Origin of the sequence: Nocardia brasiliensis IFM 10847 (assembly GCF_000710915.1) — a bacterium.
GTDB classification, from domain to species: Bacteria; Actinomycetota; Actinomycetes; order Mycobacteriales; family Mycobacteriaceae; genus Nocardia; species Nocardia brasiliensis_A.
In genome coordinates this window covers 1-25,565 of record NZ_BAUA01000030.1, presented here as the reverse complement: position 1 = coordinate 25,565, position 25,565 = coordinate 1, and the positions used below count along the sequence as shown (strand labels likewise).

Below are 25,565 nucleotides of genomic sequence, written 5' to 3'. Positions count from 1 at the left end.
TGTCCGGCGAGCACGTGCCGGTCGACGCAGTTGTAGGCGACGTTCAGCTTGCCGCCGACGAACCACTTGGCGACGGGCGCGTCGGTCCAGTCCAGCACCTGATGCCACCGCTCGTGCCAGTGCAAACGATCTGCCTGCTCGGCCCAGAACGCGTCGCGATCGGCCGCACCTCGCTGATACAGCGCGGCATCGGCGTTCGCCGCGGCCGCGAAGTCCGCGGCGGGTGGGTACGAGTCCCTGTGGTCGGCTGTTTCGGTCATCTCGCTTCTTCTTTCCACGTAGCCTGAGCCCACGATTCAAACGCAGCCAGTTCGACAGTAGACAACTGTGACCTACGCCGCGTCCGGTGTGTCCACCGGGTTTCCGTACCGTCACGCCGTTGCGCGATCCGCAGCGACGAGGGGGTGTCAGGGAGACGCCGGAAAGCCCCGTACATAGGCAATGTTTCGGCAGATCGGCCGTTTTCGCGCGATGTTTTTCGTGTTTCGGCGATGTTGCCGAATTGGTAATTAGTGGAACGAACTCTGGTCAATCGGCTGACAGAGCCCCTTCCAGGTGGATAATCTCCGAGGCACCCAAGGCGGATCGTGCCGGCATGCGCCTGGTTGACCTCAACGCGTGCCACCAGGCTCCGCCCTTCTCGAAAACGGGAGAACGCGTTGAGATTCAACAGAGCAATGGCGCTGACTGCGGCAGCACTACTGGCCACAAGCCTCGGACTGGCAGCTTGTTCGTCGGACGACAGCGCCGACGCGAGCATCGTCACGACCAATGGTGGTGAGCCGCAGAACCCGTTGGTACCGACCAACACCAACGAGAACATGGGTGGGCGAGTCGTCGACCGGCTGTTCGCGGGTCTGAAGTACTACGACGGCAACGGCGTGGCGCACGACGAGATGGCCGAGAAGATCGAGACGACCGACCGCAAGACCTACAAGATCACCATCAAGCCGGACTGGAAGTTCTCCGACGGCACCACGGTGAAGGCGAAGTCGTTCGTCGACGCGTGGAACTACGGCGCCCTCGGTACCAACGCCCAGCTGCAGAGCTACGTGTTCACCCCGATCCTGGGCTTCGAGGAGGTGTCGGCGGAGAAGCCGACGGCGCAGACGATGAAGGGCCTGAAGGTCGTCGACGATCGCACCTTCACCGTCGAACTCAAGTCGCCCTCGATCGACTTCGAGACCGAGCTCGGCTACGCGCCGTTCTACCCGCTGCCCGAAGCAGCCTTCAAGGACATGAAGGCCTTCGGTGAGAACCCGATCGGCAACGGCCCGTACAAGTTCGCGCACGAGGGTGCCTGGCAGCACAACGTGCAGATCGACCTGGTGCCGAACCCGGACTACAAGGGTGGCCGCGCCCCGAAGAACAAGGGCCTGCGCTTCGTGATGTACCAGTCGTTCGACACGGCGTACGCGGACTTGCAGGCGGGCAACCTCGACACCCTCGACACGATCCCGGACAGCGCGATCACCTCCTACGAGAAGGACCTGGGCGACCGCGCGATCACCAAGCCGACCGCGCAGAACCAGCACATCGGCATCCAGGCCAACGTCCCGCACTTCAGCGGCGAAGAAGGCGTGCTGCGCCGCAAGGCCCTGTCCATGGCGATCAACCGAGAGCAGATCTGCCAGAACATCTTCCACGGCACCCGTCTGCCAGCGCGTGACTTCACCTCCGCCTCGCTGCCCGGCTTCAACGGGAACCTGCCGGGCTCGGAGTTCCTGAAGTTCAACCCGGCCGAGGCCAAGAAGCTGTGGGCCCAGGCCGACGCCATCTCGCCGTGGTCGGGTCGCTACGAGATCGCCTACAACTCCGACGGTGGCCACCAGGCCTGGATCGAGGCGGTCGCCAACAGCATCAAGAACACCCTGGGCATCGACGCCGTCGGCACTCCTTACCCGACGTTCAAGAACATCCGTGACGAGGTCAACGCCAAGACCATCAACAAGGCGTTCCGCTACGGCTGGCAGGGCGACTACCCGACCATGCTGCAGTTCCTCACCTCGCAGTACTACAGCTACTCCGAGACGAACAACGTCGACTGGAAGGTCCCGGAGTTCGACAAGCTGCTCGACGCCGCGCTGGCCGCGCCGACGCAGGAGGAGTCCTACAAGATCGTCGCGCAGGCGCAGACCATGATGCTCAGCCAGATGGCCGACATCCCGGTGCTGGACTACATCGCCGCCGCGGGCCGCTCCGAGAAGGTGAAGGCGAACCTCGCCTGGAACGGTCTGTTCGATTTCGAGAACATCGAGAAGTAGCCGCCAGATGAGCCGCGCCGTCCCGGACGGCGCGGCTCATCTCCGACCCAGGAGACGAAATGGCCTGGTATGTCGTGCGGCGTCTGCTCCAGATGATCCCCGTGTTCCTCGGGGCGACGCTGCTCATCTATGCCCTGGTATTCCTCATCCCCGGCGACCCGATCGCCGCACTCGCCGGCGACAAACCGATGACGCCCGCGGTGGAGGCGCAGTTGCGTGCCAGGTACCACCTCGACCAACCCTTCTTCATGCAGTACCTGCTGTATCTGAAGGGCATTCTCACGTTCGACTTCGGCACCGCCTTCTCCGGCAGGCCGGTCAGTGACGAACTGGCGCGCGCCTTTCCGATCACGATCAAGCTCGCCTTCATGGCCGTGTTCATCGAGGCCGTCTTCGGCGTCGTGTTCGGTCTGGTCGCCGGGCTGCGCAAGGGCAAGCTCTTCGATTCGACGATGCTCGTCATCAGCCTGATCGTGATCGCCGTCCCGATCTTCGTGGTCGGCTTCCTCGCCCAGTTCCTGCTCGGCGTGAAGTGGGGCATCGCACCGGTGACCGTCACCGGTAAAGCGAGTTTCACGGAACTGCTCGTCCCGGCGTTCGTCCTCGGGTCACTGTCGTTCGCGTATGTGCTGCGCCTGACCCGGAACTCGGTGGCGGAGAACATGACCGCCGACTTCGTGCGCACCGCCACGGCCAAGGGCCTGAGCCGGCGCCGGGTCGTCACGGTGCACATCCTGCGCAATTCGATGATCCCGGTGGTCACCTTCCTCGGCGCCGATCTCGGCGCGCTGATGGGCGGCGCCATCGTCACCGAGGGCATCTTCAACATCCCCGGCGTCGGCGGCACGATGTACCAGGCGATCACCCGCGGCGAGCCGCCCACGGTCGTGTCGTTCGTGACCGTGCTGATCATCATCTTCCTGGTCTCGAACCTGGTCGTAGACCTCTTGTACGCCGCACTCGACCCGAGGATCCGCTATGCCTGACCTCGAAAAAGGAATCGACCTCGCCGACAGCGCGGCGCGGGGCAGGCAGGTCTACTTCGTCGCACCGCCGGACGAGGTCGAGGTGCTGGCCACCGACATGGTCGTCGACGGCGGCTCGCCGACCAGCATCTGGTACGACGCGTGGCGGCAGCTGCGGCGCAACCCGATCTTCATCGTCGCGGCGCTGATGATCCTGTTCATCCTGGTCGTGGTGATCTGGCCGGGCTTGTTCACCAGCCAGGATCCGCGCTACTGCAACGGCGACTTCAGCATGGACCCGCGCGGAGCGGGTCACCCGTTCGGCTTCGACAAGCAGGGCTGCGACATCTATGCCCGCACCGTCTACGGCGCACGGGCTTCGGTGATGGCGGGCGTCGGTTCGACGATCATGTTCGTGCTGATCGGCGGCATCCTCGGCGCGCTGTCCGGCTTCTACGGCGGCCTGCTCGACTCGATCGTCTCGCGCGTCTCGGAGATCTTCTACGCGATCCCGCTGATGCTCGCCGCGATCGTGATCATGCAGCTGCTCGACGATCGCACCATCTGGACCGTCATCCTCATCCTCGCCTCGTTCACCTGGCCGCAGGCGGCCCGGATCGCCCGCAGTGCGGTGATCCAGGCGAAAAACAGTGATTACGTCACGGCGGCAAAGGCTTTGGGCGTGTCGCGGATACGCACGCTGATCCGTCACGTGCTGCCCAACGCGGCGGGCCCGCTGATCGTGGTCACCACGATCTGGCTCGGCGTCTTCATCGTCACCGAGGCCACGCTGTCCTACCTCGGCGTCGGGTTGCCGCGCACCATCGTGTCCTGGGGCTCCGATATCTCCTCCGGGCAGAAGGAGATCCGCACCTCGGCGATCCTGTTCTATCCCGCAACGGCTTTGGCGCTCACCGTGCTGAGCTTCATCATGCTGGGCGACGCGGTGCGCGATGCCCTCGACCCGAAGGCGAGGAAGCGATGAGCGCAGGGGGACGGCAAGAGGCGAAGCCGACGGGGTGGGTAAGTGGCGAGCCGCCGCTATTGGAAATCAAGGATCTGAACGTCTGTTTCACGTCCGAGGGGAAGAAGATCCCGGCTGTCCGGGATGTGAACCTGCAGGTGTATCCCGGTCAGACCGTCGCGATCGTGGGTGAATCCGGTTCCGGCAAGTCGACCACGGCGCACGCGATCATCGATCTGCTGCCCGGCACCGGCAAGGTGACCTCCGGCTCGATCCTGTTCGACGGCAAGGATCTCGCGACGGCCTCCAAGAAGGACGTCATCGCGGTGCGCGGCAACGGTATCGGCCTGGTGCCGCAGGACCCGATGTCGAACCTCAACCCCGTCTGGAAGATCGGGTTCCAGATCCGGGAGACGTTGGAGGCCAACGGCATCGCCAAGGGCAAGGCGGCCAAGCAGCGGGCGATCGAGCTGCTCGAAGAAGCGGGCATGTCCGACGCCGGCCGACGGGTGAACCAGTACCCGCACGAGTTCTCCGGCGGTATGCGTCAGCGCGCGCTCATCGCCATCGGCCTGGCCTGCCGGCCCAAGCTGCTCATCGCCGACGAACCCACCTCGGCGCTGGACGTCACCGTGCAGCGGCAGATCCTGGACCATCTCGACGGGCTCACCGCCGAGCTCGGCACCGCGGTCCTGCTGATCACCCACGACCTCGGCCTGGCCGCCGAACGGGCGGAACACCTGGTGGTGATGTACCGCGGGCGGGTGGTGGAATCCGGTCCCGCGCTACAGATTCTGCGCGAGCCGCAGCACCTGTACACCAAGCGGCTGGTGAATTCGGCGCCCTCGCTCGCCTCGCAGCGACTGTCGTCGGTGAAGCAGCGCATCGAGATCCGGGAACAGGCCGAGAAGGTCGCCGAGCAGATCGCGGCGGCCGACACCGAGATCGCCGCCGTGACCGACGATGTGGTGGTGGTCGAGAACCTCACCAAGGTCTTCCAGATCCGCGGCAGCACGCCCTGGAAATCGACGGACTTCACTGCGGTGCAGGATGTTTCGTTCCGGCTGCGGCGCGGTACCACCACCGCGATCGTCGGCGAGTCCGGGTCCGGCAAGTCCACCGTCGCGCAGATGATCCTCGGTCTGCTCGAGCCGACCTCGGGCAAGGTGCTGTTCGACGGCAAAGAGGTCGCGAAGCTGGATCGCAAGGGCGCCTTCGCGTTCCGGCGGCGGGTGCAGCCGATCTTCCAGGATCCGTACGGCTCGCTCGACCCGATGTACTCGATCTTCCGCACCATCGAGGAGCCGTTGCGCACGCACGACATCGGCACCACGAAGGAGCGCGAGGCGACGGTGCGGGAACTGCTCGAGAAGGTGTCGCTGCCGTCCTCGGTGATGCGGCGCTACCCCAACGAGCTGTCCGGCGGTCAGCGCCAACGCGTCGCTGTGGCTCGCGCGCTCGCCCTCTCACCTGAAGTCGTGGTCTGCGACGAGGCGGTCTCCGCGCTCGACGTGCTGGTGCAGGCGCAAATCCTGCGGCTGCTGAACGATCTGCAAGCCGAACTCGGCCTGTCCTACGTGTTCATCACCCACGATCTCGCGGTGGTCCGCCAGATCGCCGATGACGTGCTGGTCATGCAGAGCGGCAAGGTGGTCGAGGCGGCGTCCACCCAAGAGGTCTTCGACTCGCCCCGGGAGGAGTACACGCGGCGGCTGCTCGACGCCATCCCCGGCCGGGATCTGCTGGCCGGCTGAGAAACGTTGGCGGGCTGGGGATCAGCTCGTCGGACGTCAGCGGCTCACCCTGTTACGGGGTGAGCCGCTTTCTCGTTCTCGGCTTGTGCCGGGTCGTGAGTGGCTACTCAGTTCCGGGCCGTGTGCGCGAGCAGGGCGGGCACGACCGCGTCCCACTGCCACGGCGGGGGGACCTGGTGTCCGGTCTCCGGCATGGGCAGTAGTTCCGCGCCGGGAATCGCTGCGGCCAAGGCCTTTCCGTGCTCGAGCGGGAACAGGGGGTCCTCCGTGCCGTGCAGCACCAGGGTCGGCGCGGTGATGTCGCCGAGCCGATCCCGCCACGGCGCACCCGCGTCCAGCAGGAACGGATTGGTCAGCTGCGCCGCGATATCGGCGGCCCGATCGACCACCTGGGTCGCCAGCTCGGTGCGGTGCGCGGTATCGAAGACGCGGCTCGCCGCCGCGAACGGGCGCTCGGAGTCGACCAGGTACTCGACGACCGCCGCGCGGTCCGACCAGTCGGGTACCGGAGCCTCGACCGAAAAGTACGCCAGCAGTTCGGGAGTCATCCCCGGCAGATCCGGGTTCTGATGGCCGGGGCCGCCCGGCGAAGCGGAGGCGAGCACCAGCGAGATCACTCGATCGGGGTGATCCAGCGCGATGAGCTGGGCGGTGGCCGCGCCCTGGGACATGCCGAAGATATGTGCGCGCTCGATGCCGAGTGCGTCGAGCAGGCCGACCGCGTCCGCGACCAGCGCGCGCAGATCATAGCCGGGCGCCCCGACCGGGAAGGTGCTGGACTGCCCGGAATCCCGTGTGTCGTAACGGATTACTTGTCGTCCACCCTGGACCAGCCCGGTGATGAAGCCGGGCTCCCACGCGAGCATGGACTCCGCGGCGCCGTGGATCAACAGCAGTGGCGGCAACGTCGAATCGCCGAAACTCTCTGTGCACAGGCGGATTCCATTGACTTCGACGATCCGCTCGTTGCCCTGCATTGGTAGACCTCCAAGTATGTTACATGTAACGAGAACCGTAGCCGATGATTCGTTACATGTAAACAAGTTGCGCTAGTCTCGATGAATGACCGAATCTGGCGCGATTGGCTCTGCACGACGCCGTGCGGCCGAGGAGGGCTGGGCGGCGTATCAACGGATGCGCCTGCTCGTGGACGCGGAGATCGCCCGGGATCTGGAGCGCAGCACCGGTCTTTCGATGCCCGACTACGACGTGCTCGCCGCGGTGGCCGAGGTCGCCGAGACCGCGGAGTGCGTCCGGGTGAGCGGCCTCGCCGCCCACATGCGCTGGCCACACAGTCGACTGTCCCGGCAACTCGGCCGGATGGAACGGCGCGAATTGATCGCCCGCGAACCCTGTGAGCGCGACGGTCGCGGCGACGACGTGCTGCTCACCGCCGCGGGTCGGCGCGCCCTCGAGTCCGCGGCCCCCGTGCACCACGCGTCGGTGCGCAACCGTTTCACCGATCTGCTGACGCCGGTGCAGCTGCGAACGCTGACCGAGATCGAGGAGTCCATCGCCCGGCACTGCGACGCCCGCAAGTAGCCTCGTATGCCGTGACCGATCCGCTACAGCCCCTCGTCGATCTGCCTGGCGTGCGTGCCGCCGCCGACCGTGCCAGGGACGCGCTCGCCGCGGTGCACCGGCACAAGGCGAATCGTCGCGGCTGGCCGACCACCGCCGCCGAGGCCGCGGTGCGGGCGGCGCGCTCGTCCGCCGCCATCGACGGCGGCAGCACCGAACTTCCCGCCGACGGCAACGTCGCCGACCCGATACTCGCCGGATCTTTGCGTGTCGGCCAGGCGCTGGACGGCGACGCGTTGCGCAATTTGGTCGGCACCTGGCAGCGGGCGCCTCTGCAGGCATTGGCCCGTCTGCACCTCCTTGCCGCTGCGGATCTGGTTGCCGACGAAGAGCTGCTCGGCCGCCCGCGTGCGGACGCGGGCGTCGCGGAACGGCTCGATCTCCTCGCGCAGACAATCGTCGGTTCCCGCGCGCCCGCCCCGGTGCTCGCCGCCGTGGTGCACGGCGAGCTACTGGCCCTGCGACCGTTCGGCACCGCCGACGGCGTGGTGGCCCGCGCCGCGTCCCGGCTCGTCTCCGTGTCCAGCGGACTGGACCCACACAGTCTCGGCGTGCCAGAGGTTTTCTGGCTCCGCCGCCGCCAGTCCTACCTCGACACCGCCGCCGGCTTCAGCGCCGGCACGGCCGAAACTGTCGGCAACTGGGTCATCCTCTGCTGCGCCGCCCTCGAAGACGGCGCCCGCGAAGCAACCTCGATCGCCGACTCCGCCAGCTAGCCCCGCCCCTCCTCTGCGTTCCCGCACCCCGCCTCCTTCCCGCGTCCCTTCCTCGTTCTCCCACCCCCTCTGCCCTGGCACAGCGGGTGCGGGAAGGTAGAGAACTGGTACGCGAATTCAGAACCGGTGCGAGCCCAGCTGCAGTCCGCCGCCCGACCGCGTGCGAGAACTCCGCACGCGCCCGCGCGCAGCTGCAGCGCGCGACGCAGACACCGACGCTTCCCGCACCCCTTGTGTTCCCGCTCCCTCTGCTCTGGCGCAACGAGTGCGAGAACGCAGAACTGGTGCGCGAACTCAGATGCGGTGAGGCAAACCCGCGGGATTCGCCTCTAACCTTGCCCCTCAGCGGGCGCGAAACCCGCGCGGCTCGCTGCTCGCCTTGCCCCTCAGCGGGCGCGAAACCCGCGCGGCTCGCTGTTCACCTTGCCCCTCGGCGGGCGCGAAACCCGCGCGGCTCGCTGTTCACCTTGCCCCTCGGCGGGAGCGCAACCTGGCTCGGACCGCCCCTCGCCTCACCCTCCACCCGGACTGGAGCAAACCCAACCCACACATCAAAGCGGGCGGCGTGTCGTTTCCGACCTCACCGCCCGCGTAGCACGGACTACCTGGTTACCAAGCGTGCTGAGTGGGTTGTGTTCCTATCGGCCTCGGCGATAATCCGAACTCCGGCGGTTCATCCCCGCAACCTGTGCGAGGCCCTCGCCGACGAAACCCGAATCTCGCAGGCCCACAACGCTTCTGCCCTTGTCGCGGCGCGCTCCGCGTGGGTGCCTGGTGTCCGTGCTGGGAAGGATGGCTGGGAGACTGGAACCTTCTCTTCCGGTCCTGCCTTGGCCTTCCGACCCTTCCGTAGTTACCTTTCTACACCTGTGACCACCCTCACATCAAGACCTGCGCAGACATTCCATTAGCGGCGTGTCGATCGGCGTTTCGTGGTTAAATGCCTGGTCGCATCCGGGGTGTCGTGTGCAGACTGCACATTGCCCGGCAAGCGCTCCGCTTCCCCTCGAGCAGCGTTACTCGCGCCGCGGTGTGCGGTGGCTAAAACTCAGCTCCGCTTGCGCAGCAGGCGGTAACTGATCGCGCCGGCGACCAGCGCGCTCAACCCGACCACCGCGGTGGCCGCAAGGGTGGTGGACGAGGGCGCCTGGAAGCGCGCCCACAGCGAGACGGGGTTGGAGAACGTCAGAACGGGCCAGCCCTTGGCCACCGCTTCGCGGCGCAGATTGCGGTCCGGATTGACGGCGGTGGGATGGCCGACCGCGTTCAGCAGCGGCAGATCGGTGATCGAATCCGAATACGCGTAGCAGCGGGAGAGGTCGTAACCCTCACTGGCGGCGAGCTTTTCGATGGCGGCGACCTTGCCTTCGCCGTAGCAGTAGAACTCCACCTCGCCGGTGTACTTGCCGTCCGCGACGACCATCCGGGTCGCCGCGGTGTGGGACGCGCCGAGCACCTCGGCGATCGGCCCGACGATCTCCTCGCCGGAGGCCGACACGATCACCACGTCGTGACCCCGGATCTTGTGGTCGGCGATGAGATCGGCGGCCTCGGCGTAGATCAGCGGATCGACCAGTTCGTGAAGCGTCTCGGCCACAATGGTTTTCACCTGCTCGACATCCCAGCCCGCGCACATGTTCGTCAGATGGGCGCGCATGCGCTCCATTTGGTCGTGATCGGCGCCGGAGAGCATGAACAGGAAGTGGGCGTAACTACTTTCGAGCACGTCACGGCGATTCAGCAGCCCCTGTGCATAGAAGGGCTTGCTGAAGACGAACGTGCTCGACTTCGCGATGACGGTCTTGTCGAGATCGAAGAAGGCGGCGACGCGTCCGTTCGCGTGGGGTGAGTCCACCCGACCAGAATAGGCGGCCCGCCGTGACCCGTCGCCGACGGTGGTGTCCGGGCTCGATCGGTGGCCGCGAGCGGGGAGTTTGCTCAGCGAATGTGGAGCATGCGAGGCTCACAAAGTTCTCCGACAACAGACTTGCGTTGTGGCCGGGGCTTGGGTGTAGTATTGCTGGCACCTGGACATGGTCCAGGCGCGTTCAGCCCGACCCCCCGGGGCTGAACCCGACGGCCCCAGCCTCCTCCCCCCCCGGCTGGGGCCGTCCTCTATTCAGGGGACGGTCGGGCCCCTTCTCGGAAACGAAAAGTTCTCCACACCCCCGAGTTATCCACATTCGGCATAGTGCCCCTTCTGTCCGCCCGCCGATTCGGCGACGCTCAGCTGCATGAATCGTGAAGCGGCGCCGGACAACAGCACGCCACCGGCCCTCGTGCTACTGCACGACCCACGGCTGCGCGACGAGGTGCGGCGCGTCGCCGCCGCGGCCGAACGCACACTCGACGAACAAGCGCTACCCGTCGGCCGGCCCGCGTGGACCGGTGCGCCACTGGTGATCCTGGACACAATCGCCGCGCGCGAGGCCGTCGCGGCGGCATACCTGCGCCGCGTCGGCGTAATCCTGGTCACCGACGGGGAACCGGCACTGCCCGACTGGCAAGCCGCGGCAGCCGTCGGCGCCGAACGAGTCATCGCGCTGCCGGGTGCCGCCGTAGGACTTATCGAGAAGTTTGCTGAGTATGGCGAACACCGCGACGGAGACGGCATCGTGGTCGCCGTGGCAGGGGCCGGCGGCGGTGCGGGCGCGTCGACGCTCGCCGCCGCGACGGCACTGCGCGCGGCTGCCGAAGAGTTCCGTCGCGACACGATCCTGGTCGACGGGGCACCCCTCGGCGGCGGCCTCGACCTGCTGCTCGGCATCGAGACGACCGCAGGCCTGCGCTGGCCGGACCTGGTCGTCGAAGACGGCCGGGTCTCCGCCGCCGCGCTGCACTCCGCGCTCCCCGCCGCCGCCCCCGGGCTCGCGGTGCTGTCCTGCGGGCGCGGCGGTGCGGGCCGGTTGCCGCGCGAGATCGGGCCCGGCGCCGTCCGCGCGGTGCTCGAAGCAGGCCGTGCCGCAGGCGATTTGGTGATTTGCGACATTTCCGGCGAACGGGGCCCGCATGCCGACCAGATGCTCGACTCCGCCGACCTCGTCGTCCTGGTGGTGCCCGCCAAACTGCGCGCCGTCGCCGCCGCGGAAGCCGTTTCCGCGCATATCGCACGACGAAACCCGAACCAGGGCTTGATAGTCCGTGGGCCCGCTCCGGGCGGGTTGCGCGGGCCCGAGGTAGCGGAGGTACTCGACCTGCCCCTGCTCGCCGCGGTCCGTGCCCAGGCCGGACTCGCCGCACACCTGGAACGTCGCGGCCTCACCGTGCGCCGTGGACCGTTGCGGGAAGCCGCGGATGCGGTGCTCGGCGTATTGAGCGCACCGGCCGGACAGCGTCGATGACCGCGATGGACCGCGGCGTCGGCAGTTCGGGGTGGCAGCGATGAGTGCGCTGGTGACTTCGGAGTTGTTGGACCGGGTGCGGGAGCGGCTGTCCGGGGCGGCCGGGGAACCGGATCCGGCGCGGGTGGCCGCCGCGATCCGTGCCGAGGCGGGCGGTGTGCTCGGCGATACGGACCTGCTGCGGGCCCTGCGGCTGTTGCAGACCGAGATGACGGGGGCGGGCCTGCTCGAACCGCTGCTGCACGATCCACAGGTGGCCGATGTGCTGGTCACCGGACCGGATGCGGTGTGGATAGATCGTGGACACGGTCTGGAGAAGACCTCGATCACCTTCCCGGACGAGGCGGCGGTGCGTCGGCTCGCGCAGCGGCTGGCCTTGTCCGCCGGTCGGCGGCTCGACGACGCGCAACCGTGGGTGGACGGCAAATTGTCCGGAACCGGAGCGGCCCTGGGCGATTCGTTCGGCGTCCGCCTGCACGCCGTGCTCGCACCCGTCGCGCACGGCGGTACCTGCCTGTCCCTGCGGGTGCTACGGCCCGCCACCCAAGGTCTGGATGCCCTGGCCGCGGCAGGAGCGGTGCCCGCGGACGCCAACCGCCTCCTGGAGCGCATCATGCGCGCCCGGCTGGCCTTTCTGGTGGTCGGTGGTACCGGCGCTGGGAATCCGGCACCTTAGTTGTGACACACTTAATTCATGAGCACCACGAAGGCCACCGCCGGTAAGCTGACCATCCTCCGCATAGCCATCTACCTGCGGATTTCCCAGGATCGCAGCGGCGAAAAGCTCGGCGTCGCCCGGCAGGAATCCGACTGCCGCAAGATGGCCGAACGCCTGGCGTCCGAGCGCGGCGTGGTGGTGCACATCGAGGTGTTCACCGACAACGACACCTCCGCCTACAGCGGGAAACGGCGCAAGGACTATGAGCGGCTGACCGCCGCCATCGCCGCCGGTGAGTTCGACATGGTGATCACCTGGCACCCCGATCGCCTCCACCGCTCGCCGCTGGAACTGGAGCACTTCATCTCGCTCATCGAGCGCACCGGCACGGAGGTGCAGACCGTCCAGGCGGGTCTGTGGGACCTGACCACTCCGTCCGGCCGGATGGTCGCCCGGCAGCTGGGCGCGGTGGCCCGCTACGAATCCGAGCACAAGGGGGAGCGCATCAAGGCCGCGCGCATCCAAGGGGCCATGGCGGGCAAGTTCCACGGTGGCATGCGCCCCTACGGTTTCGAGCCTGACGGCGTGACGCTGCGCCAGGACGAAGCGCGCGAGATCGTGCGGATGTATGAGCAGGTGGTGGCGGGGGTGTCGCTGCGGCAGATCGTGGCCGACCTGAACCGCCGGGAGATTCCCACGGCTACCCAGCGCGGCCCGTGGACCTCCGTCGGCGTCAGCGACATCATCAAGCGTCACCGCAATGCCGGGTGGTCCGCGCACAAGGGTGAGGTGGTCGGCAAGGCGGTGTGGCCCGCGCTGGTCAGCGAGGACACCTGGCACGCGGCGAACTCGGTCGTCAACGATCCGGCCCGGCGCACCAGTCCGGGGAACACACCGAAGTGGCTCGGGTCCGGTCTCTACCTGTGCGGGGTCTGCGGCCAGGCCGACCTCCGCGCCGGGGTGTCGGGCAGCGGGCGGCGCGCGTCGTACCGGTGCCGCTCGCGAGAGCTGACCACCGAGAGCCACGTCAGCCGCGACGCCGGTCAGGTGGATGCCCTGGTGGAGGAAACCGTGGTGGCCCGGCTGGAACGTCCCGATGCCCTTGCACAGCTCATGGTCGGCCAGGGGCATGCCGGTGGCGACGTGGCCGCGCTGCGGTTGGAACAGGCCGCGCTGCGGCAGCGGCTGGATTCCTTGGCGGAGATGTTCGCCGCCGGTGAGGTCGACGCCCGTCAGCTGTCCACCGCGTCCGCGACACTGAAAGCCAAAGTGGCCGAAATCGACAGTGCCCTAGCGTCATTGGGCATGCGCTCGCCGCTGGCCGAACTGGAGGGCCGCGACATCCGCACGACGTGGTTCGGCACCCGCGACGACCGGAGCGACGGTCTCAGTCTCGGCCACCGCCGGGCCATCGTGGGCACGCTGCTGACCGTGACCGTGCTGCGCGCGCCGAAGGGGCGGCGGGTCTCCGGCGCGTACTTCGACCCGGAGTTCATCGGGCTGGAGTGGAGGCGATAGCCACCGCCGCCAGCAGACACAGGACGACCCCGGAACCACATGGTCCCGGGGTCGTTCGTCGTTGTCGGCAAGGCCGTCAGGCGGTGACGCCCAATCGACCGGCCAGGGCACGGGATTCCCGCTCGGTGATCCGGCCCCCGTGGGAGACAAGATCAGCGGCCAGCGAGCGCGCCAGCGGGTGCGCCCGCATGGATTCCTCGGACACGGTGGTGCCGGTGCGCAGCGCTCCCAGCGTCCCGAGCCAATCACGCTGTTGGGCGTAGGCACGGGCCAGCTCCAGCCACAGCCGTGCGCGCCGGTCGATCGACGGCACGGAATCGGGGTCGACCAGGCTGGCCGCGTCCAGCGCGCCGCCCGCCTTGCGCAGCTCCACTTGCACGGAGACCGCACTGATTTCGGTGTTGGCCACGCCGAACAGCGTCCACGGGTGCGCGCTGCCGGTCGGCATCGCCCGCGCCATCCCCATCGCCTTGTCTATGCCGCGCAGTGCATCCCCTTCGCGGCCGATACGGGCGGCGGTGATCGCGCCGTGAAGCTGGCAGGCACCCCAGAGCGCTCGCGCGTCGGCGTCGTCATCCAGCTGGGGTTCCAGCAGGGCCACGGCATCGGACGCCAGGCGGTACGCGTCGTCCTCACGGCCGGTCGAACGCCAGACGTTGCCCAGTACCCACGACGCGGACGCCAGCGTCACCGGGTCGTCGGCAATCTCAGCAGCGGACATGCACCGGTCGGCGGCCAACCACAACAGCGGCGCGTCAGCGACCCACGCAAGCACCTGTTCGGACAGGGCGTAGGCACCCGACAGGGCAGCGGCGGCGGCCCGGCGTTCCTGGCCCTCCAGGGTGCGCAGCGCCCGACGGCCATCACGGATGAGTTCGGGCAGCATCGCACCGGCGTCAGCGCGCGGCGTCACGGAGGTGTGCCACAGCCGCCACGCGCGTTCGACCCGGGCGGCCAACTCGGCGGTGTCGATCGGCGACGGCACCGGCGTCAGGTCCACGCCTTCGATGGCCTCACGGATCGCGGGCACCACCGGGTGACTGGCACGCCGGGAGATGCCGACCAGCAACTCATGCTCGCCGGTGATCTCGGTCAGGTCCCGCACGCCCAGCGCCTGGCCGATGCGCAACAGCATCTCCAGGCCGGGCGGGTGCTGGAGTCGACCTTTCTCCACGTCACGCAACCAGTCCTCGGACCGGCCGACCAGACCGGCGACAACGGCACGGGTCCGGCCCGTGCGCGTGCGGATCGCCTGGATGCGTTCACCGATCGCCTTCGCGGCGAGTTCGTCAGGGGTCGACATAGCGGCCTGCCTTCGCGGAGTGATCGTTTCGCGGAGACCCCCGGTCCGTCGACCGTGGGCGTGTTCGTCAGTCCCCCGCGAAAGAGGATTACCCCAGGATAAGGCCCGGTAGGCGTGTCATACCACGGTCTCAGGTGGGGAGAATCCCCCTACCCCGCAGGGTGGTTCGCGGCCACCGGACCCCGATGCGCGCCGGGCGCAGAGTTCATCTCAGCCCCACCGCCGGGGCGATGCCGGGCACCGCTGCTCGGCACATCGGGCGTAGTGAGCTGCGCAGACGATGGCGAGATGCCCCCGGCGGTGGGCGCATACATCCGTATGACCCACCAGGGGGACGACATGAGCGACGCGATACAGCAGCGGCTGGACGGCCTGACCGAACGGGCCGCCCAGCGGTCCATGGCGATCCGCCGCGCACCAGAGCCGCCGTTCGGGTGGGAGCTGTACAGCCCGTTCCGGGTCGTCTGCCACGGGTCGCTGGACAACGTGGACGCCTGGCTGACCGCTGCCGAACAGCGCGACGGGTACGGCCTGCCGATCGCCCGTCAGACCGGCGTCAGGGCGGACGCGTGATGACCGCGCTGGGGTTCGCCGTGGCGATCGGTTTGCCGCTGATGGTCCTGTTCTGCGCGATCGTGTGGCCCGAGCCGATCGCGCCGGAGTACACCGTGGACGCGATCCGGCGGCGCATCGAGGCAGAGACCGAAGGCCGTCGCGGACGCCGCCGCCCACCACCGTGGTGATCGGTCGCTGACCTGGGGGTATCTGCACCCCGGCGGCCTACCGTCAGGGCTAGGCGTGGCTTCCTCCGTAGTCGACGCGCCCGAGCGGCCCCCGGACGGTCTCGGCCGGGGGTCGCTCACCCCCGAGACCAGGAGAACACCATGGCCATGCCGCCCATTGATTTCGACGCGCCGCCCGTCAACCCGTCCGGGTACGGGCTGTACACCGCCGCCACCATCATCGAGATGACCGGCCCTGACCGGCATCTCGGCGGGGTGAACATCCGGCCGTTCAACTGTGACGACGGTTTCGGCACGTACTCGGCAGAGCTGTGCGACCCCGACGACACCCCGGCCATCAAGGCCGCTTCGCGGGCGCTGCCGGGCGACACGTTCGCGCCGGTCGTCGTGTGGGCCGCCGACGAATGCGCGCCCGACCAGACCGAAGACGAGATCATGACGCGGGCGGCCCACACCCGCGCGCTTCATGAGCCGCTGCTGGTCGAATCCGTGTTCGCCGCTCGCCTGCTCGCCGATGCGGGTGCGCCGACCGTCGTTCCCGACCTGGGCACCGCCCTGGGCGTGCTGGAGGAATTCCTGGGCGAGCAGGGACACAACGGCTACATTCACGCCGCCCGGCGGTGGGCCGCGCCGCTCACCCAGTACCGATGGACCAACCAGACCAGCGCGGTGCTGCGCTCGCCGCTCGGTCACGGGTATGTCTTCGGCGGCGGGTACGGGGACACCCTGGGTACCACGCTGGTCGCCACCGGCCCGCTGTTCGTCTGGCGCAACGCACCGATGAACCAGGTGGTCACGACCGGCAGTCACGCCGTCGCGGAGTTCAACAACACGGTGTACGGCCTGTCGGAGCGGATCATCGTGCCGGGCTACGAATGTGGCGTGATGGCCGTGACCATCGACCCGACCCCGTAGCACCTACGAATACCCGCAGCTCAGATCACATTTCGGTCAGGTTTCGCACTGCTCGGCATCCACGTAGCTACCGTTTGTTCATGACGGATGAGCGCAGCGAACCCGAGACGCGACCCGACCGGACCCCCACCGAGACCCGGCCGGACAGAACGTCAACGGAGACGCGACCCGACAGGACGCCGACCGAGACCCGGCCGGACCGATCGCCCACCGAGACGCGGTAGCCCCGCCGACCGGCCCGATACGCGTTCTGACCGCCGATAACATTCACTTATCGGCGGTCAGAAACGGCCGGGAATTCATCACCCGGTGAAATGGCCGGCTAGCGCCCATCTCAACAAAATCGCAGGTCAGAGCGTTGCGCCTGCTGGCCGGCTCGGACCGTACGGGTTCGACCGCGTTTCTGAAATTGCGGCCGGTCGGCGGACGACGTTTCTGGAAACGCCTACAGGTTCGACCAGGGTTCGGCGGGGTCGTCCTGTTCGATGGGCGTCACCGGCGGGGCATACCCGATCGCCGCCATGTCGGCCACGATGTCCAGCGCGGCCTGGCCCTTGTCCATCCGCTCGATGACGACCCGTTCGGGCATCGCCAGGCCGTGGAGCTTGACCAGGCGATCATGGCAGCGCAGCACCACCCCGGCGGCCTTCTCGTCACGGGCCAGGGCTGCGGGCATCCAGGCCCTGAACAGCGCCTCCAGTCGCAGCGTCTCCACCTTGCGCAGCTCATCCGCGCCTTCCGATTCCACCCGTTTGAGAATCGCGTCTACTGCGCGCCAGGCCCCGGACCCGTCGGCATACCCCAGTTGCTCGGCAATCTCGTTGTACGGCATACCCGTCAGCCGGAGTTGCAGCGCCTTGCTCTGCCGGTCCCGTTCGTCCGGCTGCGCCTTGATAGGTGACGGCATGTCTCTACCTCCGTCGTTGATCGCAGGAATTGAGCCCGAACCGCCGCACGTGCTCGGCGGCCTGGTGGACGATTTCGATGGCGTGCGGGTCGCCCGCCAGCGCCTTCGGACCCATCACGCGCGCGATGTCCCGGCAGATGAGCAGGTGTTCGGCCATCACCACGCCGCGCGCCGCTTCGGCGGCGATGCTCTCCGCCGCGCTCACCGGGCACCGCCGCTCACGGGCCAGCCTGCACGCGATCGAATGCAACTGGCGACCGTGGCCACCGAGACACCCGAGCCGATACCCAGAACCCGCTCCACATCGGCGTGGGTGGCAGATCCGTGCCGGTACAGGTGACGGGCGAGCGTGCGCACCTTGGGCATGGCGTACCTGATATCCGGTTCGATGTGCCGGGGCGGGCGCGCGTCGCCGATGAGCTTGAGGTCGGCGGCGCTGGCCAACTGCATGCGCACACCCAGCTCAGCGCTCGACGGCGTATCGCCATCGTTCTCGAAAAGGGCGCGGGCATAGATGCCCCAATAGGCCACCGCCGCACCGTGCTCGCCGCGCCCGGAGAACACCACCCGTCCGCTACCGGCAGTCGCGGACGCGGTGATTTCAGAAACGCGAGCACCGGCGAGCACCGCGCCGATGGCGTGCGCTGCCTCCTCGATGCACGTGCCCAGGTGGTGGTGTTCGGAAAAGGTCAGGTCATTCAGCGTCAGGCTCATCGCCGCACCTCCGTGTTCATTGTCAGGGTGGACCGATGGCGACCCATCGGCAGAATCGGGCGGCCATGGAAATCACAGCCGGGCAGGACATCACGGGGCAGCGCGTCCGCCGGGCGGTACGGCAGGCCGACCACAGCGGCCACGCATGCGACGCAGCGCCATCCGTGGATGCTGCCCAGGTACCGCGCAGTCGGCATACCGCAGTCGGGGCACTGCCGATCGGTCAGGCGGGCCGCACGCTCGAATGCGTCGTGGTTACCCATGGCGCAGCGCCTGGAGTTCGGCGCGGTGCCGGGTGCGCAGCGCGGCCAGTTCGTCCGCATGGCGCTGCCGAAGCGCGCTCACGGCAACCCGTTCCGGTGTCGGCGCGGGCACGGCATCGGTCACCGCGACCAGTTCCAGGGCGGCGGCAAGGTGCCGTGCGGCCTGGTCCATGTCGCGGAGAAGGGCCAGCAGACGGTCCCGGAACGGCTCACCGTTGGCGACCGTGCCGCCACGGGCCAGAGCCTTGCCCAGCGGACCATCCAGGGTCCGGGCGATATCGACCAGGGCCACCGCCCACGACCCGCTGGTGACCGTGCTCGGCGTCAACTCGGCGAATTCCGGCACGGGCACGCGCGCCAACTTCTTCGCGATCTCGGTCAGCGCCTCGCGCATGGCGCTCTCGCTGGCGTATACCGCCGCCCGGACACGGGGCGGGGTCGGGTCCGCAATGATCCGCGCGGGCAAGTTGTCCAGGATCGCGGCCACCTCGTGCGACAAGACGAACCGCTCGTCATACTCCGTCGTCAGATGCTTGCGGCGGCGGTCACGCTTGGTGGCCTGGTCGTCGGCGCGGTGATCGTGTTCGCGAATCGCCCACCGAGTACGGCTGTGCTTGCCGTAGTAGTAGTCGGCCGGTGCGGTCATGGTGATTTCCTCCATTTTGTGTGTCTGATCTGCGATTACGGCAATCCGCGGTGACCGCCGATTGCGCTCTGTGGTCAACGTCTCACTGGGTCAATTCGTCGGTGCCCTCGAGCAGGTAGCGGCAGGGCCAGGTGTCGCGCCAGGCGCAGCCGCACCGGTCGCAGACGTAGGCCGTGGTGACATCGGCGGACCCGCCGGGCCAGTAGAGCGCCCACTCACAGGTGACCGTGTCCACGCGCTGGCACCCGGAGAGCTGGCACCGGGGGCAGTACGACGGCAGGAACGCGATACCGAGATCCGGCGGCGGTGCGGAACGGGTCATGATGGGGTCTCCTCGTTGTTCTTCGACCCCGGACGGTTGCGCCCCGTCCGGGGTCGTCTGCTGTCAGATGGCCGTATGGCTCGGCGTCACATCGCCTTCGGTGAGCCGTTCGACGGTTTCGCGCCGCGCACGTTCGATGGGCGATCCGGTGTCGTCGGCGGGCGGGCGGGGTGCTCGGGTACCGCGTTCGTCCGGTGCTTTGCCGTCGAACGCACGCGCACGCGCGACGGCGCGGAGACGTTCCTCCGGCGTCGCGCCCGGAATCTTGATGCGCCGCTGAGTCATCGGGTCTGTCCTTCCATGTCGGCTGTCACCGCGCTGTCACCACTGGTGGTGACAGCCAATTCACCGGCTGACCTGCGGTTTCCGTTTGCTGTCACCGCTGTCACCGCTGTCACCACGTGCCGGAGCGTGAAGCGGTGACCGCTACACAGCTCACCAGACCGAAAACGGTCTCTACCTGCGGAAATAAGAGAGACCCTTCTTTCCAGCAGCGGGCCTGACAGCGGTGACGCGGTGACAGTTCCCGATTGCGTGGTGACAGCGGTGACAGCGGTGACAGCCAGCCGTTTTGCCTGGTCACGACCGCTTTCCGCTGTCACCACCGGTGGTGACAGCCGGTGACAGCGTGGTGACAGCCAATTCGGGGGCGGTGACAGCGGATTCATGCGGCGTCCGGGTGCAGGTAGATGGCCACCTTGGTGGCACCGCCGACCTTGGTGGAGCTGCGCACGATGAGGTTGTGCTCCGCCAGCACGTCCAGCGCGGCGTCCAACTCGCTGACCTTGCGCAGGTTGCGGGGCATCACCCGACCCAGGTCACGACGGACAACCGGCTGGAGCGGTGCAGCGGCGTGGAGTTCGCGCAGCTTGCCCAGCACGGTTTCCGCGTCGGAGACATCGCCCGACGCGCTCACACTGCCCAGGGCGGCAGCGGAGTGAGCCGCGAAGAACTCACCGATGCGCCGCGCGGCGTCCACCGACGCCGCTGTCACCGCCCCGGTGACACCCGCCGCCCCGTGCTCGGCCATATGGAGCAGCAGCGCGATCCGCACGACGTTGCCGACGTACTTGCCTCCCCACGCCTCCAGATCGCCGCCCAGGTCGTTCGGGTCCACCAACCGCGTTTCGACCTCACCGAGCATGGTCACCACCGCCCGCGAGGCATCGGCGTCGAACTTCACCGACACCGGCCCGTCGTCGTCGCCATCGAGTGTGTGCAGCGTGCGGGCCAGGCTGGACAGGGCAGCGGCATACGCCGACGCGACCCGCTCGGGTACCGGCGGTGCCTCATGATCACGGTGACCCAGCAGCGACGGCGGCAGCGCGAACAGCGCACGGGCCAGCAGGCCGCGCCCCCGGAAATCGCGGTTGTGCCCGATCGCGCCCAGCACCTGCGGTTGCAACATCAGGCAGACCGTCAGGGCGGGCCGGTCGATCAACTCCGCCGGACGGCCCTTGCGGTCGACGCGGATGGGATCGCCGCTGTACCCCTTGAGCCAAATATCAAGGGAGGGAACCTTATTCGAGTACCGACCCGCCAACGTCTCGAATACGCCGCCTTCGGCCGACATGATCGCGATCCGCCCGCGATGCTCGGCCAGCAGCGACCCGAGCGCTTCCGGGGTCACGTCGTCGGCCAGCAGGCGGGGCAGGCCCGGCACGTCGATTTCCTCGGCGGCCTTCGCAAGCGCGACGGCCCGGGCAACCGGGTCGCGAGGTCCGTCCAGCGGGTCGCGAGGTTCATCCAGCGGGGTGTCTTCGGTGGGGGCGGGGTGACCCTTCGCGGCATCCTTTGCTGCCTGCTCGGCGCGTTTGCGCGCGATGTCCTGGCGCGTCAGCGCTTCGGTGCGCCGCGCGGCCACCGCCGCCACCAGGTTGTCCTCCGCGTCCACCAGCGGCCTGCTCAGGGCCGCGATAAGGGCGCTCTTGCGCTCGGACGGGCGCGCGGCCACCAGCACGTGCAGGGCGGTGATTTCCTCCCACCCCGGCCGGGGTTCGGCCTCCACGCACCCGGCGCACGCGGCAGCCAGCACCGCCAGCGCGACCGGACCGGCCATGCCGGTGCCGACCTGCAAGGCCGTCGACACGGCCGCGACCATCTCGGCGTAGGGGGACGGGAGGGCATCGACCGGGAACGCGGGCAGGGCTGTGCTGTTCGCGCCCAGCGGCACCGGGTCACCGTCGAACATGGCGCGGATGTCGTCAGCGGTCGGCGGGCGGTTCTCCGCGTCCCGCTTGCGCTGTTCCTCGCGCTCGCGCTCCACCGTGTCCTCGGCGCGCTTGGCAGCGGCCTTCGTCTCGTGTTCCTGCTTGGCGCGCGCCTCATTGGGCAAGCCGCGTTCGGCGTACCACGCATCGACCTGCGCCCAGGTCGGCGGACGCTTGCCGTAGGTCGCCAGCGACGCAGCCCGGACCAACCCGGACCCAGGTCCGTCGTACGGACTCGCGGTATCGAGGTGCAGCCCCGGCGGCGGGTTCATGAGGTCGACACCGAGCAGGTCGGCGGCCATCGGCTGCGGCACCCACGGGCACGGTTCGGCCCGATCGTCCGCGTCAGCGGTAGAATCATGCTGCTTGTTCAACGGGATCTCCTAACCCTGTTCGACGGCCCGCCCCTTTCGGATTCCTCAGCGCCCGCAGCGCTCCCCGGGGCGGGCCGTTCTGCTGTCAAAGTCGTTGGCTTAGAACGGATTACGTGCCTTTGCCTGGCGAGTGCCCTGGCCGGGCAAAATCGCAGGTCAGGCAGAGGTGGCCAGTTCCGTATCCCGCGCGGTGCCCAGCAGCGTGGCGATGCGCGCGGCCTGGTCGGGAGACAGCGGCGGCGCGGCGGACACAACCCGTTCGATGTACTCGGCCCACGCATCCCGTGGGGCGGTGGCGGGCGGCGTCGGGGGAACGGCGGGCGCACCGCCTTCCGCGCGCAGCCGCTCCACCTCGGCAGGCTCCACGTAGAAGCACTTGCCGATGCGGACGGCGCGCATCTCGCCGGTGTGGACCCAGCGGCGGGCGGTTGCCGGATGGACGTCGAACACGTCGGCGACGTCATTGATCGTGAGATAGCGAGACCGATTGGTCATGTGAGATCGCTCCGTGGTGAGAAGACCAATCCCCAGTGGCGTTGCGGAGCGTTGCGGCGGCGGCAATCGCGCGTGAAGCGCGGGATGCGGGTGCGAAGGCGGAGCGTTTGGCGTTGCGTTGGCGTATCGGCTGGGGAATTTGGAGCCGACGCAACACACATTACGCGCGATGAATCCTGTTGTCTAACAGGGGTATTGCTTCGCACGGGGTGCGTGTGTTATGTGACAGCTATCCAACAGCTAAGTGTGTCTTATCTCTATTGCCGTGAAGACCACGCTGCTGTCCGGCCTGCTCGCCATCGTGAGCCCGCACGAACGGATCATCTGCGTCGAGGACGCGGCCGAATTGGCGCCGCCGCACCCGCACGTCGTGCGGCTGGTCGCGCGCACCGCCAACGTCGAGGGCGTCGGTGCGGTCACCGTGCGCGACCTGGTACGGCAAGCCCTGCGGATGCGGCCGGACCGCATCGTGGTCGGCGAGGTGCGCGGCGCCGAGGTGGTCGACTTGCTGACCGCCTTGAACACCGGCCACGACGGCGGCGCCGGCACCGTCCACGCGAACTCGCCCCAGGAGGTGCCTGCCCGCCTGGAAGCCCTTGCCGCCCTCGGCGGAATGGACCGAGCCGCCCTGCACAGCCAGCTCGCCGCCGCCATCCAGGTCGTCCTGCACGTCCACCGCCGCCCCGACGGAACCCGCGGACTCCGGGAAATAGGCCTGCTCCACCGCCACCCCGATGACCGAGTCCACATCACCCCCGCCTGGCACGCCACCGCCCCCGCCCCGGCCGCTGAAGACCTTTCGCAACTCCTCGACGAAAGGCTCCGCTGATGGTCGGCGGGTCGGTAGATCCTGCTGTGGCGTTGCCCGTGCCGCCGGTGTCGTTGTCGCGCAGTCGATTTGCGGCGATGTCCACACAGCGGGGTTCTCGTCGTCCGGTGGTGAGGTGATGATCGGCGCGTTGGTGTGTCTCGCTGTGGCGTTGCTGGTTGCGCCGGTGTCGTTGTCGCGCCGCCGGTTCGCGCTGGTGTTCGTGCAGCGAGCGGACACGCGACGGTGGCAGCGCGGCCGGATGTTTCGCGGCACAGCCGTCGCGACGGTGTCGGCCGTGTTGCTCGCCGGGCCGGGTCCGTTCCTCGCGGCCGCGATGGTCGCCTGCACCGTCGGATTCCGGTTCCGGCGGGCGCGCCGGGATCAGCGCCGACATCTCGAACGCACGTACCTGCTGGACGCGTTGGAGGCAGTCGTCGGCGAACTCCGGGTAGGCGCGCACCCGAGCGCCGCCGCCGCGCTCGCCGCCGCCGAAGCGCGCGGCGAATCCGCGAAAGCGTTCGCCGTCAGCGCGGGCCGCAGCAAGCTGGGTGGATCGGCCGCCGCAGGGCTACGAGACGTCGATTCCGTTGTCGCGGTGGAGTTGTCGCGTATCGCCGACGCGTGGCAGGTGGCCGAGCAGCACGGTCTCGCGCTGGCCGAACTCCTCTGCGCCGCCCGCACCGACCTGTCCGGCCGAATCCGCTTCCACAGCCGCACCACCGCCGCCCTCGCCGGTGCCCGCGCCACCGCCACCGTCCTGGCAGCCCTCCCACTACTCGGCCTCGCCCTCGGCCACCTGATGGGCGCCGCCCCCCTCCACGTCCTACTGGCAACCCCAACCGGCACCGTCCTCCTCCCCCTAGGCGCCGCCTTGGCCTGCACCGGCCTCCTCTGGACCGACGCCATAACCCGAAAGGTGCTCGCGTGAACCGATCGCCGATTTCGCCGGCATGCGCCGTGGGCCCATGTGCTTCTCGCGCGAGGGCTGCGTGTGCGAAGCAGCCACGGGACGTTGCCGGTGTGTGCTGGGCGGCTGTGGTCGGCCCGAAAGGCGTTGGCGTGGAACAACTGATGGCAGTGCTGGGGTGCACCGTTCGCGTCGGGGCAGACGAGTGGACTTGTGCGGTGCTCGGATGAGTCGACTGCTTTGCGGCCCTGAGGTGTTCGTGTACTCGCTTGGTCGCGGGGACGCGGCGATCGACGTTGGGTATCCCGAGATGCCGGTGTTGCTGCTGGCCGTGGCACTGGTGTTGTTGCCCGGTCGGGTGGCGGTGAGTCGGCGGTGGCGGGCGTTCTGGGCGGCGGGAACCGTGCAGGCCGCCGCGCCCACGACGAGGCAGCAACTCGACCCGCTCGCGTCTGCGTCCGTGTTCGACCTGTTGGCGGCTTGCCTGCGGGCGGGTTTGCCGATGGCGGGGGCAGCGCGGGCAGTGGCGTCCGGCGCGCCTGAGCCGCTCGGCACCGCTTTACTGCGAGCCGCCGACTTGCTCGCCCTCGGCGCGGACGCCACTACGGCCTGGGAGCGCGCGGCCGCTGAGGGCGGAGGACGCGCGGGTGCGGAGGAGATCGAGTCACTGGCCCGGATGGCGCGGCGGTCCGCTCGGTCCGGCGCTTCCCTCGCCGTCGCGGTCGGCGAACTGGCCGAACAGCGCAGAGCCGCAGTGGAAGACGCGGCCGCCGCCCGTGCCGAGCGCGCCGGAGTGCTGATCGGCGGTCCGCTCGGCCTGTGCTTCCTGCCGGCATTCGTCTGCCTCGGCATAGTCCCGGTCGTAATCGGCCTGGCCGGTCGCGTACTAGACGGCGGCCTCCTGTGAACCCGCGACACGCTGTACCGAGTGGGTGCGGGCCCGTTAGCCGAAAACGCGATGCTGCCACCGCCGCACCGACAGACACACGTATCGGCGAGGTGCGGCGTGCGGATGTGCGGGCGGTCCCCGCTCCAATAGGTACGGGCATCGAAGGCACAGTGCGCACCAGCATCGGCTTCGCACCGCAAGCAGCGACGGAGATCTCGGTCAAACCACTTGCCGTGCGGGCGATACCGACACGCAGCGGCATGTGTGCTCAGGACGGACGTGAACAGCAGCGAGGGGGAGTGGTG

At 68.4% G+C, this 25,565-nt stretch carries 25 protein-coding genes and 2 pseudogenes; 15 read left to right on the top strand and 12 right to left on the bottom strand.

What is annotated here, in order from left to right; genetic code table 11:
• Positions 1-260, bottom strand: a 260-nt coding sequence (locus NBRGI_RS06240; protein WP_029893405.1) for an acetyl-coenzyme A synthetase N-terminal domain-containing protein, incomplete at its 3' end; no start/stop codon positions are given.
• A 417-nt stretch (positions 261-677) separates the two neighbouring features.
• On the opposite strand from NBRGI_RS06240, the gene NBRGI_RS06235 reads away from it, so the two are divergent.
• Genes NBRGI_RS06235 through NBRGI_RS06220 form a run of 4 tightly spaced genes read left to right on the top strand, consistent with a single transcriptional unit; the run spans position 678 to position 5,947 of the window.
• Positions 678-2,264, top strand: a complete 1,587-nt coding sequence (locus NBRGI_RS06235; RefSeq protein ID WP_029893403.1) for a peptide ABC transporter substrate-binding protein — start codon at positions 678-680, stop codon at positions 2,262-2,264.
• 59 nt (positions 2,265-2,323) lie between these two features.
• Positions 2,324-3,250: an ABC transporter permease gene (locus NBRGI_RS06230; protein WP_029893401.1), complete on the top strand. Its 927-nt coding sequence runs from the start codon at positions 2,324-2,326 to the stop codon at positions 3,248-3,250.
• Positions 3,243-4,214 carry an ABC transporter permease gene (locus NBRGI_RS06225; RefSeq protein WP_042254981.1) on the top strand — a complete coding sequence of 324 codons (972 nt, stop codon included), beginning with the start codon at positions 3,243-3,245 and terminating at the stop codon, positions 4,212-4,214. Before NBRGI_RS06230 ends, NBRGI_RS06225 begins: the two co-directional genes overlap by 8 nt.
• Positions 4,211-5,947 (top strand): dipeptide ABC transporter ATP-binding protein, encoded by a 1,737-nt coding sequence (locus NBRGI_RS06220; protein ID WP_029893396.1) that lies wholly within the window; start codon positions 4,211-4,213, stop codon positions 5,945-5,947. Before NBRGI_RS06225 ends, NBRGI_RS06220 begins: the two co-directional genes overlap by 4 nt.
• A 107-nt stretch (positions 5,948-6,054) precedes the next feature.
• Here NBRGI_RS06220 and NBRGI_RS06215 read toward each other — a convergent pair whose 3' ends face one another.
• Complete coding sequence (locus tag NBRGI_RS06215) at positions 6,055-6,924, bottom strand: alpha/beta fold hydrolase (protein WP_029893394.1); 870 nt, start codon at positions 6,922-6,924, stop codon at positions 6,055-6,057.
• 85 nt (positions 6,925-7,009) lie between these two features.
• Here NBRGI_RS06215 and NBRGI_RS06210 point away from each other — a divergent pair, with 85 nt between their 5' ends.
• A complete protein-coding gene (locus tag NBRGI_RS06210) occupies positions 7,010-7,489 on the top strand; it encodes a MarR family winged helix-turn-helix transcriptional regulator (RefSeq protein WP_029893392.1) in 480 nt (159 codons plus the stop codon).
• An 11-nt stretch (positions 7,490-7,500) separates the two neighbouring features.
• Positions 7,501-8,244, top strand: coding sequence for a hypothetical protein (locus NBRGI_RS06205; RefSeq protein ID WP_029893390.1), 744 nt, complete (start codon positions 7,501-7,503; stop codon positions 8,242-8,244).
• A 1,048-nt stretch (positions 8,245-9,292) separates the two neighbouring features.
• Here the strand turns inward: NBRGI_RS06205 and NBRGI_RS06200 are convergent.
• Positions 9,293-10,099, bottom strand: a complete 807-nt coding sequence (locus NBRGI_RS06200) for an HAD family hydrolase (protein WP_029893388.1) — start codon at positions 10,097-10,099, stop codon at positions 9,293-9,295.
• Positions 10,100-10,478: 379 nt separating this feature from the next.
• Here NBRGI_RS06200 and ssd point away from each other — a divergent pair, with 379 nt between their 5' ends.
• The 3 genes and pseudogenes from ssd (at position 10,479) to NBRGI_RS06185 (ending at position 13,761) form a co-directional block, all read left to right on the top strand.
• Positions 10,479-11,585, top strand: coding sequence for a septum site-determining protein Ssd (gene ssd, locus NBRGI_RS06195; protein WP_029893386.1), 1,107 nt, complete (start codon positions 10,479-10,481; stop codon positions 11,583-11,585).
• Between the two features lie 40 nt (positions 11,586-11,625).
• Positions 11,626-12,246 (top strand): annotated as a pseudogene (locus NBRGI_RS06190) (ATPase, T2SS/T4P/T4SS family); the annotation flags it as partial.
• 33 nt (positions 12,247-12,279) lie between these two features.
• Entirely contained in the window at positions 12,280-13,761 is a 1,482-nt protein-coding gene (locus NBRGI_RS06185) for a recombinase family protein (protein ID WP_051727531.1), read from the top strand.
• A 76-nt stretch (positions 13,762-13,837) separates the two neighbouring features.
• On the opposite strand, the gene NBRGI_RS06180 is transcribed toward NBRGI_RS06185, so the two are convergent.
• Entirely contained in the window at positions 13,838-15,064 is a 1,227-nt protein-coding gene (locus tag NBRGI_RS06180; protein ID WP_029893380.1) for a helix-turn-helix domain-containing protein, read from the bottom strand.
• A 339-nt stretch (positions 15,065-15,403) separates the two neighbouring features.
• On the opposite strand from NBRGI_RS06180, the gene NBRGI_RS06175 reads away from it, so the two are divergent.
• The 3 genes from NBRGI_RS06175 to NBRGI_RS06165 all read left to right on the top strand — a co-directional run bounded on the left by NBRGI_RS06175 (position 15,404) and on the right by NBRGI_RS06165 (position 16,722).
• On the top strand, positions 15,404-15,637 hold the full coding sequence (locus tag NBRGI_RS06175; RefSeq protein WP_148310703.1) for a hypothetical protein: 234 nt from the start codon (positions 15,404-15,406) through the stop codon (positions 15,635-15,637).
• On the top strand, positions 15,637-15,807 hold the full coding sequence (locus NBRGI_RS48005; protein WP_158439785.1) for a hypothetical protein: 171 nt from the start codon (positions 15,637-15,639) through the stop codon (positions 15,805-15,807). Before NBRGI_RS06175 ends, NBRGI_RS48005 begins: the two co-directional genes overlap by 1 nt.
• A 141-nt stretch (positions 15,808-15,948) precedes the next feature.
• On the top strand, positions 15,949-16,722 hold the full coding sequence (locus tag NBRGI_RS06165; protein ID WP_029893376.1) for a hypothetical protein: 774 nt from the start codon (positions 15,949-15,951) through the stop codon (positions 16,720-16,722).
• Between the two features lie 445 nt (positions 16,723-17,167).
• Here the strand turns inward: NBRGI_RS06165 and NBRGI_RS06160 are convergent, their stop codons facing one another.
• The 8 genes from NBRGI_RS06160 to NBRGI_RS06120 all read right to left on the bottom strand — a co-directional run bounded on the left by NBRGI_RS06160 (position 17,168) and on the right by NBRGI_RS06120 (position 22,653).
• The gene (locus NBRGI_RS06160; RefSeq protein WP_029893374.1) at positions 17,168-17,629 is read right to left on the bottom strand and encodes a hypothetical protein; all 462 of its coding nucleotides are present in this window, start codon (positions 17,627-17,629) and stop codon (positions 17,168-17,170) included.
• A 4-nt stretch (positions 17,630-17,633) separates the two neighbouring features.
• The gene (locus NBRGI_RS06155; RefSeq protein ID WP_029893372.1) at positions 17,634-17,834 is read right to left on the bottom strand and encodes a hypothetical protein; all 201 of its coding nucleotides are present in this window, start codon (positions 17,832-17,834) and stop codon (positions 17,634-17,636) included.
• Positions 17,831-18,343 carry a hypothetical protein gene (locus tag NBRGI_RS06150; RefSeq protein ID WP_029893370.1) on the bottom strand — a complete coding sequence of 171 codons (513 nt, stop codon included), beginning with the start codon at positions 18,341-18,343 and terminating at the stop codon, positions 17,831-17,833. The genes NBRGI_RS06155 and NBRGI_RS06150 overlap by 4 nt, the downstream gene beginning before the upstream one ends.
• A 255-nt stretch (positions 18,344-18,598) precedes the next feature.
• Entirely contained in the window at positions 18,599-19,252 is a 654-nt protein-coding gene (locus tag NBRGI_RS06140) for a hypothetical protein (RefSeq protein ID WP_148310702.1), read from the bottom strand.
• An 82-nt stretch (positions 19,253-19,334) separates the two neighbouring features.
• Positions 19,335-19,574 carry a hypothetical protein gene (locus tag NBRGI_RS06135; RefSeq protein WP_029893364.1) on the bottom strand — a complete coding sequence of 80 codons (240 nt, stop codon included), beginning with the start codon at positions 19,572-19,574 and terminating at the stop codon, positions 19,335-19,337.
• Between the two features lie 63 nt (positions 19,575-19,637).
• Positions 19,638-19,859 (bottom strand): hypothetical protein, encoded by a 222-nt coding sequence (locus NBRGI_RS06130; protein WP_029893362.1) that lies wholly within the window; start codon positions 19,857-19,859, stop codon positions 19,638-19,640.
• Between the two features lie 379 nt (positions 19,860-20,238).
• Positions 20,239-22,158, bottom strand: coding sequence for a YfjI family protein (locus NBRGI_RS06125; RefSeq protein ID WP_051727530.1), 1,920 nt, complete (start codon positions 22,156-22,158; stop codon positions 20,239-20,241).
• Positions 22,159-22,314: 156 nt separating this feature from the next.
• On the bottom strand, positions 22,315-22,653 hold the full coding sequence (locus NBRGI_RS06120) for a helix-turn-helix domain-containing protein (RefSeq protein ID WP_029893358.1): 339 nt from the start codon (positions 22,651-22,653) through the stop codon (positions 22,315-22,317).
• A 262-nt stretch (positions 22,654-22,915) separates the two neighbouring features.
• Between NBRGI_RS06120 and NBRGI_RS43470 the strand changes: the two are divergent.
• The 3 genes and pseudogenes from NBRGI_RS43470 to NBRGI_RS06105 all read left to right on the top strand — a co-directional run.
• Positions 22,916-23,482 (top strand): annotated as a pseudogene (locus NBRGI_RS43470) (CpaF family protein); the annotation flags it as partial.
• A 118-nt stretch (positions 23,483-23,600) separates the two neighbouring features.
• On the top strand, positions 23,601-24,392 hold the full coding sequence (locus NBRGI_RS06110) for a hypothetical protein (protein ID WP_029893356.1): 792 nt from the start codon (positions 23,601-23,603) through the stop codon (positions 24,390-24,392).
• Positions 24,393-24,681: 289 nt separating this feature from the next.
• Positions 24,682-25,278: a type II secretion system F family protein gene (locus tag NBRGI_RS06105; RefSeq protein WP_029893354.1), complete on the top strand. Its 597-nt coding sequence runs from the start codon at positions 24,682-24,684 to the stop codon at positions 25,276-25,278.
• Positions 25,279-25,565: the final 287 nt, after the last annotated feature.